Below are 17,176 nucleotides of genomic sequence, written 5' to 3' on the forward strand. Positions count from 1 at the left end.
AATCCGTTCCGGCTTTAGAGGCTTGTTCGGAAAAGTCGACCGTCATTATATTTTCATACAAAACCCTCATGGCGGTATGCCTGCGGTCACCATCTAACGTAAAAATTCGAGCGAGGGTCCTAGCCAACTAACGACAAACCAACTAACCAACATCATCAAAGAAGTTTTTCGTTTATTTTTTCTAATACTTTTTGGGCAGCAACTGGGATAACGGTCCCAGGTCCGAAAATAGCTGCTGCTCCTTGTTCATATAAATAATCATAATCTTGTGGAGGGATGACCCCACCGATAATGACTAAAATATCTTCTCTTCCTAGTTTACGTAATTCCTTGACCACTTCAGGAAGTAATGTTTTATGACCTGCAGCTAAAGAACTCATACCAATCACATGGACATCGTTTTCGACAGCTTGTTGGGCTGCTTCTTCTGGGGTTTGGAACAACGGCCCGATATCAACGTCAAACCCTATGTCTGCAAATGCTGTTCCAATAACTTTAGCACCACGGTCGTGACCGTCTTGGCCGAGTTTCGCAATCATAATCCGTGGACGTCTACCTTCGTTTTCGGCAAATTCATCCGCCTGTTTTCTGACTAGATCAATTTCTTCACTTTCAGCAAACTCAGCTCGATAAACCCCACTAATCGAACGGATCACTGCTTTATGTCTACCGACGACTTTTTCATATGCATCAGAAATTTCTCCTAAACTCGCACGTGCTCGCGCTGCTTCAATTGCAAGTTCTAATAAATTACCTTCACCAGTTTCTGCAGCTGTAGTGATCGCTTCTAGCGCTTTAGTTACTGCTTTTTCATCACGATTACTTCTTAATTGCTCTAATCTTTTAATTTGCGCCTCTCTAACAGCTGTGTTATCAATATTTAAAATTTCAATCGGATCTTCTTGTTCTAGACGATATTTATTGACACCAACAATCGTCTCTTTATTAGAGTCGATATGCGCTTGACGTCTTGCGGCCGCTTCCTCAATTCGCATTTTTGGTAGACCTGTTTCAATCGCTTTGGCCATGCCACCTAACTTCTCTACTTCTTCAATATGGGCCCAAGCTTTTTCAGCTAACTGTTTTGTTAACGACTCAACATAATAGGAACCGCCCCACGGGTCTAAGACATTACAAATACCTGTTTCATCTTGTAAAAACAACTGTGTGTTACGAGCAATCCTTGCCGAGAAATCCGTTGGTAAGGCGATCGCTTCATCTAAAGCATTCGTATGCAGTGACTGGGTATGACCGAGTGATGCTGCTAGGGCTTCTATACAAGTTCTTGCGACATTATTATATGGATCTTGCGCTGTTAAACTCCACCCAGATGTTTGTGAGTGTGTTCTTAGTGCCAGCGATTTTTCATTTTTAGGGTTAAATGGCTTAATAAGCCTTGCCCAAAGTAATCTAGCTGCACGCATTTTAGCAACTTCCATAAAATAGTTCATACCGATTGCCCAGAAAAATGATAGTCTTGGAGCAAAGGCATCTACCTCTAGCCCTGCTTCGATTCCTGTCCGTACATACTCTAGCCCATCGGCCAACGTATAAGCGAGCTCAATGTCAGCTGTAGCTCCGGCCTCTTGCATATGATAGCCCGAAATACTTATACTATTAAACTTCGGCATATGTTTCGATGTATATTCAAAAATGTCAGCAATCGCCTTCATCGAAGGTTTTGGCGGGTAAATGTACGTATTTCGAACCATATATTCTTTTAATATATCATTTTGAATCGTTCCCGTTAGTTGTTCTTGTTTCACACCTTGCTCTTCGGCAGCCACAATATAAAAGGCCAACACAGGTAAAACTGCGCCATTCATTGTCATCGAAACACTCATTTTATCTAACGGAATACCATCAAATAATATTTTCATATCTAAAATCGAATCAACAGCAACTCCGGCCTTACCTACATCACCAACAACCCGTGGATGATCAGAATCATAGCCACGATGAGTAGCCAAATCAAAAGCTATTGAGAGACCTTTTTGACCTGCTGCTAAATTACGACGATAAAAAGCATTACTTTCCTCAGCCGTTGAGAACCCTGCGTATTGTCTAACCGTCCACGGACGAGTTTTATACATTGCTGGGTACGGTCCACGTAAAAATGGAGGGACACCTGAAACATAATCAAGATGCTCCATTCCTTCAATGTCCTTTTTTGTATACAAAGGCTTTACTTGAATTTGTTCAAGCGTACGAAACAAATCTTCTTCAGTAAAAGATGGCTGATTTTGATCATTATTTTCTGTTTTTAAACGATCATATGGTATTTTTGTGAAATTTGGATTACTCATTAACCATCGCCTCCTTTTCACCTTGAAGATCACGTAGCACTTGATAACAATTCGTACCTACATGAATAAAGCCATCTACTCCTGCTACTTGTAATTTTTCCTCAAGTTCACTCGCTTGCTTACCAGCAACAAATATTTTCATGTCTGGTCGTCTCTTTTTGACCTCTTCGACAATTTGTACTGCATATTTTTCATAGCTTTCATTTTTGCCACAAATAACAGCCGTATTCGAAGATGTATCTGCTGTTGCAGTAATCGCTTCATCGAAATTTTCGTACCCATCATTTTTAAGTACTTCAAAACCACCCGTTTCAAAGAAATTGGAAATAAAATCTGTACGAGGTTTATGCTCAGCAAGTTTACCGATGCTTGTCAAAAATACGTTGATCGGTTCACCTGCTTCTTTTTTCTGTTCGGAATATTGACGCAACACTTCAAATGCTTCGGTTGCACGGTACGTTTCTATTTTTTCAACGGTTTCACTACATCCTTTGCCTAACGCTCGACTTAGTTGTTCGATCGTTTTCCCTTGCGAAGCTGCTTGAATGACATCTTGCATCACGTTATCTAGTTCTATGGATACATTAACATCTAGGTTTTCTTTCGTCGTTTTAAGACGTTGTTGTAACTGCTCTTTTAAACTGTAATCTTCATTAACATTTGCTTGTTCAGCGCTATTAGGATACATCGTTGCACCCACAAATACGAGTTTACGTTTTTCAATATCTTGCTTTTTCTTTAGTGAAACTTCGTTAACGAGCTGCTGTGGAATTCCTTGATTGACAGCTTCATACATTCCACCCTTCTCTTCTATGCTTTGGAATTGCTCCCAAGCCTTCCTGGCGATTTCAGCAGTAATGTGCTCGATATACCAAGACCCCCCAGCTGGATCCCACGCTCTAGTCACTTGCGCTTCCTCATTAATAATTAAATGAATGTTTCGCGCAATTCGTCTTGAAAAGTGGTTTGGTACCGTATAAGCTTCATCAAACGCACTAACGTGTAAACTATCGACTCCACCAACCGCTGCAGTAAACGCTTCCACAGTACTCCTTAAAATATTTACATATGGGTCATATACGGTTTTTGTCCAACGAGATGTACGTGCATGTAACGTTATTTTTTGAGATTGTGCATTACCGCCAAATGCATCAATAACGTTAGCCCATAACATTCTCGTCGCTCGAATTTTAGCTAGTTCCATAAAGAGATTTGAGCCGATTGACATTGAAAAACGTATCGAAGGAGCAACTTCATCGACAGACAAACCTCGTCTTTGTAACTCACGGATATAGTACACTCCGCTAGACAGCATATATGCTAATTCTTGAACAGCACTTCCACCACCATCGTGGTAAGGAGAACCATCAATATAAATCGTTTGTAGTTTAGGGCTATTTTCAGCTGACCATTTAATCAACTCAGACATTTGGTCTAAATAAGAGTCAATAGAAGCCTCTGTCTCCCCATGTTTTATTAACATCGCTATTGGGTCTGCACCGATACAGCCTTTTAACTTTGTTAATGGGATTTGATTATTTTTTAAATAAGAGCTAATCAAGCCAACCATCGGTACAGCACTCACACCAGTTTGAACGACAAATGGTAAGTTACTCACATCGATCTCATCTAAAACCATATTGACATCTGCTATAGATGTTATAGATACACCGTTAGCCGACGTTCCCTCTTCGACCGAAATATTTAAACCTTTTTTCGTTTGTTCATCTAAAACTAAATGGATTGCATTAACACCTTTTTCAAGTTCTGCTTTTAAACAATCATTTACAGATTTGGGTAACGGATGATTCACCTCTTGAGCGACTAACCAACCGTTTTCTCCACCTACAGAATCGGTGCCTCGCACAAAGGGAAACTGTCCTGGTACTGTTTCAGTAAAAGCAAGGTTTTCGATATCCTTTTGTTGATACATTGGTTGCAAAATGATCTCTTCATACGTTTTCGTGATCAACTTTGAAAAAGGCGCGCCTTTTAACGATTTCTCTACCGCTTGCTTCCATTCATCATAAGTGGGGATTGGAAAATCACAAATATCTCGAAAAACATTTTCATTATTTTGTTTTGCACACATCTTTAGTCACCTACCTTGATTTAAAGTACAGTATTAAGAGAACATGAGGGTGGAACAGAACAAAGTGTCAGACACCGCTAGGCACCGAATATAGACATTTCATAAATCTGTACATCTATATTTAGTAGGATCCGCGTGGTGTCAGACACTTTTGTCCCACCCTCATCTTTAATTTAAGTCTTTTATAAAGGAATATTTCCGTGTTTTTTCTTCGGTAATTTCTTTTTCTTGTTTGTTAACATTTCTAAAGCGTTAATTAAACACTTTCTCGTGTCTCTTGGATCAATAACGTCATCAATCATCCCGTTCGATGATGCGATATAAGGGTTAGCAAACTTTTCACGGTACTCTTGAATTTTTGCTTGCCTCGTTTGTTCTGGATTATCGCTCTCTGCTATTTCTTTTGCAAAAATAATATTTGCTGCTCCTTCCGGTCCCATAACAGCTACTTCTGCATTCGGCCATGCAAATACTTGGTCAGCGCCAATCGCTTTACTATTTAAAGCAACATAAGCTCCACCGTAGCCTTTTCTTAAAATCACCGTTATTTTTGGAACTGTCGCTTCTGAGTAAGCATATAAAATCTTTGCTCCATGACGAATGATTCCACCGTGTTCCTGGTTAACCCCCGGAATAAACCCACTAACGTCTTCAAAAGTAATGAGCGGAATATTGAAGCAATCACAGAAACGAATAAACCTTGAACATTTATCAGATGAGTCAATATCTAATCCACCAGCCATAAATTTAGGTTGGTTGGCAACAATACCGACTGTTTCTCCGTTTATACGGGCAAAGCCAACAACGATATTTTTAGCAAACGATGGTTGAACTTCCATGAAGTTGTTATCATCAATAATAGCTAAGATCACTTTTCGAACATCATAAACTTTCGTTCCGTCAATGGGAACCAAATCTATTAGTTCATCAATTCTTTCTTCACGCGACTGATTATTTTCTGCTACTTTTGCAGGTGCTTTTTCGGTATTGTTTTGTGGAAGAAATCGAATTAATTCTCGAACTTGTTCTAAAACTTCTTCTTCCGTAGGCGCCGTGAAATGAGCATTCCCACTTTTTGTAGAATGAACACTTGCACCACCTAAATCTTCTGTGGCTATGTCAGCTCCAGTTACACTTTTTATGACTTTAGGTCCAGTTATAAACATTTGACTCGTTTTCTCTACCATGAAAACGAAATCTGTAATTGCTGGTGAATAAACGGCACCACCAGCACATGGACCCATAATGACAGAAATTTGTGGGATGACACCTGAATAAATCGAATTTCGATAAAAGATGTGACCGTATCCGTCTAAAGAAAGAACACCTTCTTGAATTCGTGCACCACCTGAGTCGTTCAAGCCGATAATTGGTGCCCCATTTTCAGCGGCAAAGTCCATAATTTTTGCAATTTTCGTTGCATGCATTTCCCCAAGCGCACCACCGAAAACGGTAAAGTCTTGAGCGAATAAAAATATTAATCTACCATCTATCTTTCCGTAACCAGTTACAACACCTTCCCCCGGTGCTTCTGTACTCCCTGATGCTATAGCAAGACCCCTATTTTCGATAAAAGGATTAATTTCTACAAACGTTCCTTCGTCTACTAAAAGGTCGATTCTCTCTCTTGCTGTTTTTTTACCACGTCTATGTTGTGCATCTATTCGATCATCTCCGCCGCCATTTTTAACTTTCCAACGACGTTCTTCCATTTCTTCTATTTTGTCAAACATATCCATAGCTGCTTCACCCTCCTTTTCCAGTGTAAGTGGAAAATGTTATCTAAAACTCGAAATTTCCAACGCTTCAAGCATTAACGCATTTTATAATATTAAGCTTTCACTAAGAAAAGTGGTTGGCCGTATTCTACTAACTGACCATTCTCTACTAAAACTTCAACAATTTCCCCTTCAACTTCAGCTTCTAACTCATTCATTAATTTCATTGCTTCTACGATACAAACGACAGAATCTTTCGTTACTTTATCACCTTTTTTAACATAGTTATCAGCATCTGGTGATGGTGCTCCATAAAATGTCCCAACCATTGGTGACGTAATTTTGTGTAAGTTCTCATCTGCAGTAGCAGCGGGTGCAGGTGGCTCTTCTGCTTTCACTTCTACTTGTGTCGGTGCTACGGTTTGTGGTTGTGGCGCCGGTGGAGTTGTTGGTTGTGTAGCTACTTCTACTTGTGGCGTTGATACCGCTTCCAATTGATCAGTACCGACAACTTGTGCACCTTTTTTACGAATTTCAACTTTCTCATTATTTTCACCTTTTACGATTAACTCATCAATATTTGAACGATCTACCGCACGAATTAATTCTCTCAAATCAGTAATTTTAAACATAACTTTCATCCTCTCTAATCTTAATTATTAATTAATAGATTACGATATATTTGTAAAGCTTCAGTTGTTAACGTTGCATGAAGTACAAAATCGGCATAAAGATCAGCGATTTCCTGAATTGTGTATTGCCCATCAGTTTTATACCATTTGTACGTCCAGTTGATCATGCCAAAAACAGCCATTGATGTAATTGGAACAGGTAGTTCTTTTCTAAACTCTCCTAATTCTATTCCTTCTTCAACTACTTTGAACATCATTTCTTTATATTGATCACGCTTCTTTTTTATTTTTTGAAAATATTCTGGAGCTAAATATAAGCTTTCTTGATAAAAAACTGTAACGTGGGGACGATACATATCAAACATCATCACAAAAGATTTGATCGTAGCATTTAAACGCTCTGTTGGTGTATCACATGTTTCATACGCCTCTTTCGCTTTATCAAGAACGTACGTAATAAAATAATCATGGACACTGTACAGAAGTTCATCTTTCGATTTGAAGTAATGATAAAATGCCCCCTTGCTTACTCCACTCGTTTTAACGATTTTATCAACGGTTACTGCATGAAATCCATTTTGCTCAAAAAGTTGGAGTGCTACTTCTGTAATTTTTTCTTTCGTGTTTTCTGCCACAAAATCGCCTCCACTTTTTCCTACTTTTACTTGAAGGTTATACAGCCTCAGTATAGGAGAATATGCCTTATCTACTTGTTGTTCTTACGATAAAATAGTGTTTTTCTCTAAAAACTTCGTATCGAAATCACCATTTTTAAAGTCTTCATGTTCAAGTAACTCCAAATGAAACGGTATCGTCGTTTCTACTCCTGAAATCATGAATTCTTTCAAAGCTCGCTTCATTCTTGCGATCGCTTCTTCACGTGTTTTCCCATGAACGATCAATTTTGCAACCATTGAGTCGTAAAATGGTGGTATCGCATAGCCTTGATAAACAGCACTGTCAACCCGGACTCCTAAACCACCTGGTGGAAGGTATAATTCGATCTTCCCTGGAGAAGGCATAAAGTTTTTCCTAGGGTTTTCTGCATTGATCCTACATTCAATCGACCAGCCATCTATTTCAATATCTTCTTGATTAATCGTTAATGGGTAACCTGCAGCTACCATGATTTGCTCTTTTATTAAATCAACACCTGTAATCATTTCTGTTACTGGGTGTTCAACTTGTATACGTGTATTCATTTCCATGAAATAGAAATTTTTATGTTTATCTAATAAAAATTCAACCGTTCCAGCTCCGCAATAATCAACTGCTTTTGCAGCTTTTAATGCAGCTTCACCCATTTGCCTGCGAAGCGATTCATCTAATGCAGGTGACGGTGCTTCTTCAATTAATTTTTGGTGACGTCTTTGGATAGAACAATCACGTTCTCCTAAATGAATGACGTTGCCGTGGGAATCCCCTAACACTTGGATTTCAACGTGTCTTGGTTCCTCTACGTATTTTTCTAAATAAACTCCAGCATTACCGAAAGCTGTTTCTGCTTCTTGCTGTGCCATCGATACTGCTTTTTGTAATTGGTCTTCGGTTTCAGCAACACGCATTCCTTTACCGCCACCACCGGCAGTCGCTTTAACTATGACTGGGTAACCAATTTCTCTAGCGGTTACTAGCGCCTCATCTAACTCTTCAATGATTCCATCAGTACCAGGTACAATTGGAACTCCAGCTGCTTTCATCGTGTCACGTGCTACTGCTTTTGCTCCCATTTTCGAAATCGCCTCAGCTGATGGGCCGATAAAGGTTATATTGTATTCCCCGCACATCTCAGCAAACTCAGCATTTTCTGCTAAAAACCCATAACCAGGATGGATCGCATCACTACCAGTAATTGTAGCTACACTTAATAAATTCACTTGCTTTAAGTAACTTTCCTTTGATAAGTGAGGCCCAATACAATAAGCTTCATCTGCTAGTTGAACGTGTAGGGCTTCTTTGTCCGCTGTTGAATAAACGGCAACTGTTGCAATACCTAATTCCTGACATGCGCGAATAATTCGTACAGCAATTTCACCACGATTGGCAATTAATACTTTTTTGAACATCCTTTCACCTCATCTCAAATTAGAAACATTATTAATATTTCGGTAAGAGCCTCACCTTCTCTTGCTGACCACACTTTCGACCGACTAGTCAGTCTATTACCTAACTGAATTTTACGAAAATAATGAATATTTGTCAATATTTATTGTTAGAAAATTTTTGAAAAAGTATAAGATCGCTTTCGCAGAAGGCTTCAAGTTCGTACGTAAGACTAATGGAACTAGTAAAGAAAGTATCATAGTGCTGCGTATTATGGGGGAGGTGCATTAGTTCGCCTCGCTCGGTAGTACGCATTATGGGGGGAGTGCGCAATAATTCGCACTCGCTCGGTAGTATGCATTATGGGGAGAGTATGCTGTAGTTGGGTTCCTTATGGGGTCGGGCATGCGAGAAGATCTTGCGTTACCTTTTGGTGAGTGTGACGCTTCGATCGGGCACGGGAGAAGGTCTCGCGTTACCTTTTGGTGAGTGCGATGCTTTGTTCGGGCACGGGAGAAGATCTTGCGTTACCTTTTGGTGAGTGCGATGCTTTGTTCGGGCACGGGAGAAGATCTTGCGTTACCTTTTGGTGAGTGTGACGCTTCGATCGGGCGCGGGAGAAGGTCTCGCGTTACCTTTTGGGTGATGTGACGCTTTGTTCGGGCGCGGGAGAAGGTCTCGCGTTACCTTTTAGTTGATGTGACGCTTTGTTCGGGCGCGGGAGAAGGTCTCGCGTCACCTTTTGGGTGATGTGACGCATTGTTTGGGCGCGCGAGATCATCTTGCGTGCCTTTTTAGTTGATGAGAAGCTCGGTTACGTCACGCGAGAAATTCTTACGTTCCCTTTAGCTGATGTAGCGTACGATTAGGGCACTTACACTAATTTGCACATCACCCCCTGTTTTACTGCGCATCACCCCCATAACACGTAACAATTTGCCTCATACTCTCCAATCCAAATGCTCTTCAGCACAAAGCAGGCATGGATTGGATTCCATACCTGCCATTTGTTAATTATATTAAACTCTTCAATTGAAGCTTCGTGTGACGCTTCTTGCTGACATAGAACATTAATTAATTGTCTATTGGTTTCAACGTTTTATTTGTCACCCTTCTCGGTTTTAAATTGTTGTAGTAATTGTTGCAATTCGTTTGCTAAATTTGAAAGTTTACTAGCATCATTTGTAATGTCGGTAACGGCACCAGCTTGATCGCTACTAGCTGCATTTACTTCTTCAGTACTCGCAGAGGCTTCTTCTGTGATAGCTGATATGCTTTCCATCTGTTGGCTAATTCCATTACCGATGTCATTTAATTTTTGAACGGAAACATTAATTTTTTGATTTTTTTCGAGAACTTCTTCTGCGTAAGCGGCTATTTCTTCAAATGAAGCACCAGCCTCACGTACCGTAGAAGTTGCATCGTCAACAGCGGATGATCCTTTTAAAATGGCCTTAACCGCTCTTTGACTTTCTTCCTCAGTTTGTTTTACTAGCTTAGTAATTTCAACGGACGATTCACTCGTTTCGTTCGCTAATTTCCTCACCTCATTAGCAACTACAGAAAAACCTTTTCCATGCTCGCCCGCACGAGCCGCTTCAATTGAAGCATTTAAGGCTAATAAATTCGTTTGATCAGCAATGTTAGTAATAATATTAACAAAATTACTTATTTCTTTTGTACTTTTGTCAAGGTTTTGTACCAACTTCGTAGCTTCATGCACCGTTATGTTAACCTCTTCCATTTTCTTTGCTGCATCATTTGCATAAATTGTACCTTTTTCAGTCGTTTCCTTACTTTGAGTAGAGGTTGATATTACATCATTGGAAGATGTCGAAATCTCTTCTAAGGCTTCCATCATTACTCCCATTTGCTGTGTAGTGTCTAATACCGAATCGGTAATTTCATTAGAACCTTCTGAAACTTGAGAAATAGTTTCACTAATTTGCTCCGTCGATGCTTTAATTTCCTCACTCGACTGTAAAAGCTCTTCAGAAGAGTGATTCAATGTTCCTGAAACGTTATGAATCTCTTTTAATAAAAGTTTAACTTTTTCAACCATATCGTTAAAATTTATTGCTAGTTGACCAACCTCGTCTTTAGAATGTTGATCTGCCGTAATCGTTAAATCACCAGAAGCTACTTTAGTCGTTAAATAAGTTAACTTCCTTATCGGTTTCACTAATTTTCTTGCAAAGATCATTACGATTGCAACCGCTACGGCCAATACAGCCACAGTCGTTATTCCCATGATTAACCTTAAATGTGAAAGACCTCCGGTTACCTCAGAAACCGGTGCTGAGATGACAAACCCCCATTGCATTACTGGAATATTCGTATAAAAAGCATAGCTTTGTTCACCGTGATCATCATAAATGATGTGACCTGTCTCACCATTTAGTGCTAATTTGGAAAAATCAACAACCTCTTCGCTAGCTGTTTCAAATAAACTTTCGCCCATGAGTAAACTTTCATCTGGATGAGCGATCATTGTGCCACGGTGGTCAAATAAATATGAGTAACCCCTCTCACCTATCGTAAACGAAGTGACAAACTGTACGACATCATCTATTGGTAACGTGACAATTAATATACCTTGAGTCGCCCCATAATAATTAATTGGAGAAGCTATGACTACGACCGTTTCGCCACTAACTCGTGAAACAAGTGGTTCCGAAATCGCCGTTTGCTGTGTCCCCAATACTTGATTAAAATAAGGTCGATCGGTAACTCGTGCTTCATCGCCCTCTGTTGAAATCGCATTTCCTCCAACATCTGAGAAAAGCATCATTTCATATTCACCTAATCGATCAAACTCTTGCTTTAAATACGGCATAATCAACGCTTCGTCCATCGTCTTTAAAGTTTCAGTATTTGCAATCACTTCTATTTCCTTCATTTTCTCTTGAAAAAAACTATTAATATCACTCTGAGATCTTAACAATTCACTTTCTGTTTTCTCTAAAAACTCAGTTTCTAACATCCCTCTCGCTATTTCGTGATTTATGTATCCTACTAATAAAAGTGATAAAGCTAAAATAGGTACAATGACAACTAATAATTTTGTTCGTAAACTTTTCACTCATGCATCACCCCTATTTAAATTTGAATTTTGCTATAAAAAATATTGATTTTACAATAAAATCATATACCCTTATCTTAATATTCTAACTTTTCACTATAAATGTAAAGTATTTTTTCATACAAAACTCTCATGACGCTAATTCGTCACGATAATTCGTCACCATCTAATATTTAAAAGAACGAGCAATTTCCTTCACTTCGCTGTAATCTTCTAACGAATTTTAGAGGCTCGTTCAGGATATCACTCGTTCTTTTTTTCATCAAAACCTTCATGGCGGATATTCCGCCACCACCTAATATGAAAAGGCGGACACGTTCCCTCACTTCGCAGTGAAGCTACTGACCTCAATCACATCATGTTACACTTCTTAGAATAGGCATCATGCCGCTTTGCGACGAGTAACCGCAGGAGCAACTTCTTACGAATCTCAGAGGCTCGTTCATGAAATCATCCGCCTTTTTTCAACAAAAAAAAGAGGCTCCATAAGTGTTTGATCACCACACGGAACTATCTAAATATAAACGTATATATAACATCGTCTATATTTAAATGTTTAGCGGTGTCACTTGTTTTTGAAAGCCTCTTCCTTTTAAGTGAGTGAATTTCATAATTACCTTAATTGAGCCATATCAAACTATATGTAGTTGCGAGCGGTTTAGCGCAACTACATATAGTTACTTAATGGCGAAAATATTGAATTATGAAATTCATTAAGTAAAACTATTTTATTTTCCTGTTTCTTTAAATGTCTTAATGCGAGCAGCTATTTCATCGCGAACACGTTGGAAAAATGCCCATTTTTCTTCGTCAGTTCCTTCTGCTTTGGCTGGATCATCAAAGCCCCAATGAACTCGTTCTTTATTTTTCGGTGTCGCAGGACAAACATCGTTTGCATGCCCACAAAGTGTGACTACTAAATCTGCTTTGTTTAAAATTTCTGGATCAATTGTATCAGAAGTTTGGTTAGTTATATCAATATCTACTTCTTTCATTGCCTTGACTGCATTTGGATTTACACCATGAGCTTCAATCCCAGCAGAATACACATCCCATTCATCCCCTAAATAATAATGACCAAAACCTTCCGCCATTTGACTGCGACAAGAATTACCTGTGCATAAAAAATAAATTGTTTTTTTAGACATATAAAATATTCTCCTTTTTCTTTAAATTGCGTTTATATAAAACCTAACTTGCTTTTTGAACAAGTCAATGAATTTCATAATTGGTTATCTTCGCCACTACGATCAATATATAGTTGCGTCAAAACCATTCGCAAACTATATATTGTTTAATGTGGCTCATTTTTGGTAATTATGAAATTCTCAAGTAAGCTTAATCAAAAATTTGGGTAGGAAATTTTATTAACCTTTTTTTACTTAGCTACTTTCGGCTCTGGGAACCAATGTCTTGTGTTGTTAGCAATTTTAACTAAATAGAGCATTAGCGGTACTTCAACAAGGACACCTACGACAGTTACTAATGTTGCACCTGAGTTTAAACCGAATAACGCAATAGAAACAGCAACTGCTAATTCAAAAAAGTTACTCGTACCAATCATCGATGCTGGTGCGGCAATTTTATGTTCAAGTCGCCATTTTTTGGCCCAATAGTAAGCAATAATGAAGATAACAAACGTTTGAATAATTAATGGAATAGCAATTAGTCCAATATGGAATGGATTATTTAAAATTACCTCTCCTTGGAATGAGAAAATAATCACAAGCGTCAGCAAAAGACCAACGATTGTAAACTTACCTGCCTTTTTTAAATAAACTTGCTCAAACCACTCGATACCTTTTTTCTTTATTAATACAACCCTCGAAACGTATCCAGCAACTAATGGTACAATAATAAATAAAACGACTGATAATAAAACTGTCTCATAAGGGACGACGACATTGTTAATACGAAGTAATAACATGACAATTGGTCCGTAAGCGAAAATCAAAATGATATTATTGACCGACACTTGAATGAGCGTATAACTTGCATCTCCCCTAGTTAAATAGCTCCAAACAAATACCATTGCTGTACAAGGAGCCGCTCCTAAAAGTACAGCACCTGCTATATATTCTGTTGCTAAGTTCCCCGAAATAAATGGTGCAAAAATAACTTTAAAAAATAACCATGCAAAGAAAAACATCGTAAATGGCTTAATTAGCCAGTTTACTACTAACGTAACCACTAAACCTTTTGGCTTTTTCCCTGCATTGACAATACTCGTAAAATCAATTTGTGCCATCATTGGATAGATCATTAACCAAATAAGTATCGCAACAGGAATCGATACGTTATAATATTCAAACTGACTTAATGTTTCAGGAACAGCTGGTATCCATTGTCCTACTGCCACACCGACAATTATACAGAGCGCGACCCAAACTGTTAAATATCGTTCAAAAAAACCTATCCCTTTTCCATCTGTACTTTCATTTGTCATTTCTCCCACTCCTTTTGTTTTAATCACAAATGATCGTTTTCCCTAATTTCTCTAATTGGATTAATTTCTCTTCTTGATGCGGAACATGTTGAAGAACGGAGATGATCACAGGATAAAATTCATTGTCTTTATTTAACGAATAAAAAATCCACTGTCCTTTTCTCGACTCTTTAATAATATTGGCATCTTTTAATTTGCGGACATGTTGACTAATTGAAGGTTGACTCATATCGAGAAGCTCAACGAACTCACAAACACAACACTCTCTTTCGTTTAACAAACTTACAATCGTCAATCTTGTCTTATCTCCTAACAACTTTAATACCGTAGCTAATTTCTCTATTGGGATCTTCTCCATTCGCAGCACTCCCTATATTTTTTAATTTCTCTTATAATTATATAAGTATATGCTTATATGTCAATAAAAAATATGTTACACTAATACTAAGTTAAATCTTGACCGAGATTCAACTGTAAGGTTCCATTTCACTTAGCATCGGTCAAGAGTAAAGTTAATATAAAAAATTTTTTATGAAAAACTAAACTAAAAAGGGGTTTATGTAAATGTCGAAAAAAATTGAAATTTTTGATCCAGCTTTATGCTGTCCAACGGGAGTTTGTGGACCTGGTGTAGATCCAGAACTTACTCGTATCGCTAGAGATGTCGCAACTCTAAAAAATAAAGGCTATGACGTCGTTAGACATAATTTAGGCCAAAATGCTGAACCGTATGTATTAAACAATGAAATTAGTTTGCTAATGGAAGCTGAAGGAGTCGATGCACTGCCTGCGACTGTCGTTGACGGAAAAGTCATTAAAACACATAACTATCCAACAAAGACAGAATTAGCCTCTTGGTTAAATATTGATGTAAGTGAACTAGAAGTAAAAAAGCCTGCGAAGACGATTGATTTTAAAACGGAGTAGTTTGAGTGTTGAGTTTTGAGTTTTGAGTTATTGTGAGTTTTGTTTCGAAGGAACCTATTCATCTAGGCGTCGGGGGAAAATCGGTATGTGCTTTTCGAGCAGTATTTCCTAATTTCAAGACTCTTTTCACCATTATTTTAATGCAATTAAGAAAGGTTGTTATTACATGGAAATTTTTCACCCAAGCAAACTGTCTAACACAAAACATTTCTTTTTCACCGGTAAAGGTGGGGTTGGTAAAACATCAACTGCTTGCGCCACGGCAGTTGCTTTAGCTGATGCTGGAAAGAAAGTACTTATCGTTAGTACCGATCCTGCCTCAAATCTTGAAGATGTGTTTGAAGAGTCATTAACAAATGAACCAAAAGCCATAAAAAATGTCAACAATTTATTTGCATCTAACTTAGATCCTGAACAAGCGGCGAAAGACTATCGGGAAAGTGTCATTGGTCCCTACCGCGGAAAGCTTCCAAAAACGGCGATCGATAATATGGAGGAACAGTTATCAGGAGCTTGTACTGTAGAAATTGCTGCTTTTGATGAATTTACTAACTTACTATCTAACGAAGATTTAACAAAATCATTTGACCATATTATTTTTGATACCGCGCCTACCGGACATACGTTACGACTTTTGCAATTACCTACTGCTTGGAGTTCTTTTTTAGAAGATAACACAACAGGTGCTTCTTGCTTAGGGCCACTAAGCGGTCTTGCTGAAAAGAAAGAACTTTACGCTAAAACTGTATCAGCACTAGCAGATAGCAATGAAACAACCCTTATCTTAGTCTCTAGACCAGAGGTTTCTGCCTTAAATGAAGCTGAGCGTGCTTCCAATGAACTGCGTGAGTTAGGGATTCAAAACCAGGCACTGATTATTAACGGTGTTTTTACGGCCGCTAACAAGAGCGATCTCATTGCTAAGCAATTACAATCTCGCCAACAACAAGCATTAACTACGTTGAGCGAATCATTAAAAACTATAAAAACGTTTCATCTGCCACTCGTGCCATTTAATTTGACTGGCTTAGAAGCACTCAAAAAATTTTTTGAACCTATAGATTTGAGCAATCGACTTGAAACAAAAGATCTTGCCGCTGAAAGTATCCCAGAGTTAAAAACAATGATTGATTCTTTCTCTAAGAAAACTTCTGGCGTGATTATGACGATGGGAAAAGGTGGCGTTGGAAAAACGACGGTGGCAGCTGCCATTGCTCTAGGACTTGCTGAAAAAGGTCATAAAGTCCACTTAACAACGACGGACCCAGCCGCTCATCTATCCACGGTTTTAAAAGATACTAACCTAGATGGAAATATTTCTGTAAGTAGAATTGACCCTAAACATGAGGTTGAAGCGTACCGTGATGAAGTGTTAAATAAAGTTAGTGATACGCTTGATGAAGAAAGCTTGGAATATATTAAAGAAGATTTACGTTCACCTTGTACAGAGGAAATTGCGGTTTTTCGAGCTTTTGCGAACATCGTCGATAAAGCTGAAGATGCGTTTGTCGTCATTGATACCGCTCCTACTGGGCATACATTACTTCTTCTGGATGCGGCAGAATCTTACCATAAAGAAGTGACGCGCTCTAACGGTGACATGCCTGAATCAGTCAAAAAACTATTGCCTAGGCTTCGTGACGAAGCAGTTACTCAAGTCGTATTAGTGACATTACCAGAAGCAACACCTGTGTTTGAGGCAAGCAGACTCCAAGAAGATTTAAGAAGAGCTGAGATTTATCCGAAATGGTGGATTATTAACCAAAGCTTTCAAAGGGCAAATTCAAAAGATCCGATTCTTCAAGGAAGGGCGATTGCTGAAGAACAATGGATTAGCAAAGTGAAAAATGAACTTTCTACTAAATGCGTCATCGTCCCTTGGCAAGCTGAAGAAACGATTGGCATCGACAGCTTAAAAAAATTAATTTGA

12 protein-coding genes are annotated in these 17,176 nt (G+C 38.5%); 2 read left to right on the top strand and 10 right to left on the bottom strand.

The genetic code is table 11. From position 1 onward, the window contains the following. Positions 1–155 precede the first annotated feature (155 nt). The 10 genes from scpA to BKP35_RS14065 form a co-directional block, all read right to left on the bottom strand. On the bottom strand, positions 156–2,306 hold the full coding sequence (scpA, locus tag BKP35_RS14020) for a methylmalonyl-CoA mutase (RefSeq protein WP_084031669.1): 2,151 nt from the start codon (positions 2,304–2,306) through the stop codon (positions 156–158). After that, positions 2,299–4,398 (bottom strand): methylmalonyl-CoA mutase family protein, encoded by a 2,100-nt coding sequence (locus BKP35_RS14025; RefSeq protein WP_071313985.1) that lies wholly within the window; start codon positions 4,396–4,398, stop codon positions 2,299–2,301. Before BKP35_RS14025 ends, scpA begins: the two co-directional genes overlap by 8 nt. Before the next feature lie 182 nt (positions 4,399–4,580). Then, complete coding sequence (locus tag BKP35_RS14030) at positions 4,581–6,137, bottom strand: acyl-CoA carboxylase subunit beta (RefSeq protein ID WP_071313986.1); 1,557 nt, start codon at positions 6,135–6,137, stop codon at positions 4,581–4,583. Between the two features lie 92 nt (positions 6,138–6,229). Further along, complete coding sequence (gene accB / locus BKP35_RS14035) at positions 6,230–6,748, bottom strand: acetyl-CoA carboxylase biotin carboxyl carrier protein (protein ID WP_071313987.1); 519 nt, start codon at positions 6,746–6,748, stop codon at positions 6,230–6,232. 20 nt (positions 6,749–6,768) lie between these two features. Continuing rightward, positions 6,769–7,383, bottom strand: coding sequence for a TetR/AcrR family transcriptional regulator (locus tag BKP35_RS14040; protein ID WP_071313988.1), 615 nt, complete (start codon positions 7,381–7,383; stop codon positions 6,769–6,771). A gap of 84 nt (positions 7,384–7,467) precedes the next feature. Continuing rightward, positions 7,468–8,814, bottom strand: coding sequence for an acetyl-CoA carboxylase biotin carboxylase subunit (accC, locus tag BKP35_RS14045; RefSeq protein ID WP_071313989.1), 1,347 nt, complete (start codon positions 8,812–8,814; stop codon positions 7,468–7,470). A gap of 1,076 nt (positions 8,815–9,890) precedes the next feature. Further along, the gene (locus BKP35_RS14050) at positions 9,891–11,873 is read right to left on the bottom strand and encodes a methyl-accepting chemotaxis protein (protein ID WP_071313990.1); all 1,983 of its coding nucleotides are present in this window, start codon (positions 11,871–11,873) and stop codon (positions 9,891–9,893) included. 728 nt (positions 11,874–12,601) lie between these two features. Beyond that, on the bottom strand, positions 12,602–13,021 hold the full coding sequence (gene arsC / locus BKP35_RS14055) for an arsenate reductase (thioredoxin) (RefSeq protein WP_071313991.1): 420 nt from the start codon (positions 13,019–13,021) through the stop codon (positions 12,602–12,604). Positions 13,022–13,251: 230 nt separating this feature from the next. Further along, the gene (gene arsB / locus BKP35_RS14060) at positions 13,252–14,319 is read right to left on the bottom strand and encodes an ACR3 family arsenite efflux transporter (protein ID WP_071313992.1); all 1,068 of its coding nucleotides are present in this window, start codon (positions 14,317–14,319) and stop codon (positions 13,252–13,254) included. A gap of 19 nt (positions 14,320–14,338) precedes the next feature. Next, positions 14,339–14,677 (bottom strand): ArsR/SmtB family transcription factor, encoded by a 339-nt coding sequence (locus BKP35_RS14065; RefSeq protein WP_420534834.1) that lies wholly within the window; start codon positions 14,675–14,677, stop codon positions 14,339–14,341. Positions 14,678–14,883: 206 nt separating this feature from the next. Between BKP35_RS14065 and arsD the strand changes: the two genes are divergently transcribed. Beyond that, on the top strand, positions 14,884–15,246 hold the full coding sequence (gene arsD, locus BKP35_RS14070) for an arsenite efflux transporter metallochaperone ArsD (RefSeq protein WP_071313993.1): 363 nt from the start codon (positions 14,884–14,886) through the stop codon (positions 15,244–15,246). 166 nt (positions 15,247–15,412) lie between these two features. Then, entirely contained in the window at positions 15,413–17,176 is a 1,764-nt protein-coding gene (arsA, locus tag BKP35_RS14075; protein WP_071313994.1) for an arsenical pump-driving ATPase, read from the top strand.

Origin of the sequence: Anaerobacillus arseniciselenatis (genome assembly GCF_001865995.1) — a bacterium.
GTDB classification, from domain to species: Bacteria; Bacillota; Bacilli; order Bacillales; family Anaerobacillaceae; genus Anaerobacillus; species Anaerobacillus arseniciselenatis.

Coding starts and splice junctions, on each gene's coding strand:
- scpA (WP_084031669.1), bottom strand. CDS start 2,306: ATGAGTAATCCAAATTTCACAAAAATACCATATGATCGTTTAAAAACA.
- BKP35_RS14025 (WP_071313985.1), bottom strand. CDS start 4,398: ATGTGTGCAAAACAAAATAATGAAAATGTTTTTCGAGATATTTGTGAT.
- BKP35_RS14030 (WP_071313986.1), bottom strand. CDS start 6,137: ATGGATATGTTTGACAAAATAGAAGAAATGGAAGAACGTCGTTGGAAA.
- accB (WP_071313987.1), bottom strand. CDS start 6,748: ATGTTTAAAATTACTGATTTGAGAGAATTAATTCGTGCGGTAGATCGT.
- accC (WP_071313989.1), bottom strand. CDS start 8,814: ATGTTCAAAAAAGTATTAATTGCCAATCGTGGTGAAATTGCTGTACGA.
- arsC (WP_071313991.1), bottom strand. CDS start 13,021: ATGTCTAAAAAAACAATTTATTTTTTATGCACAGGTAATTCTTGTCGC.
- arsB (WP_071313992.1), bottom strand. CDS start 14,319: ATGACAAATGAAAGTACAGATGGAAAAGGGATAGGTTTTTTTGAACGA.
- BKP35_RS14065 (WP_420534834.1), bottom strand. CDS start 14,677: ATGGAGAAGATCCCAATAGAGAAATTAGCTACGGTATTAAAGTTGTTA.
- arsD (WP_071313993.1), top strand. CDS start 14,884: ATGTCGAAAAAAATTGAAATTTTTGATCCAGCTTTATGCTGTCCAACG.
- arsA (WP_071313994.1), top strand. CDS start 15,413: ATGGAAATTTTTCACCCAAGCAAACTGTCTAACACAAAACATTTCTTT.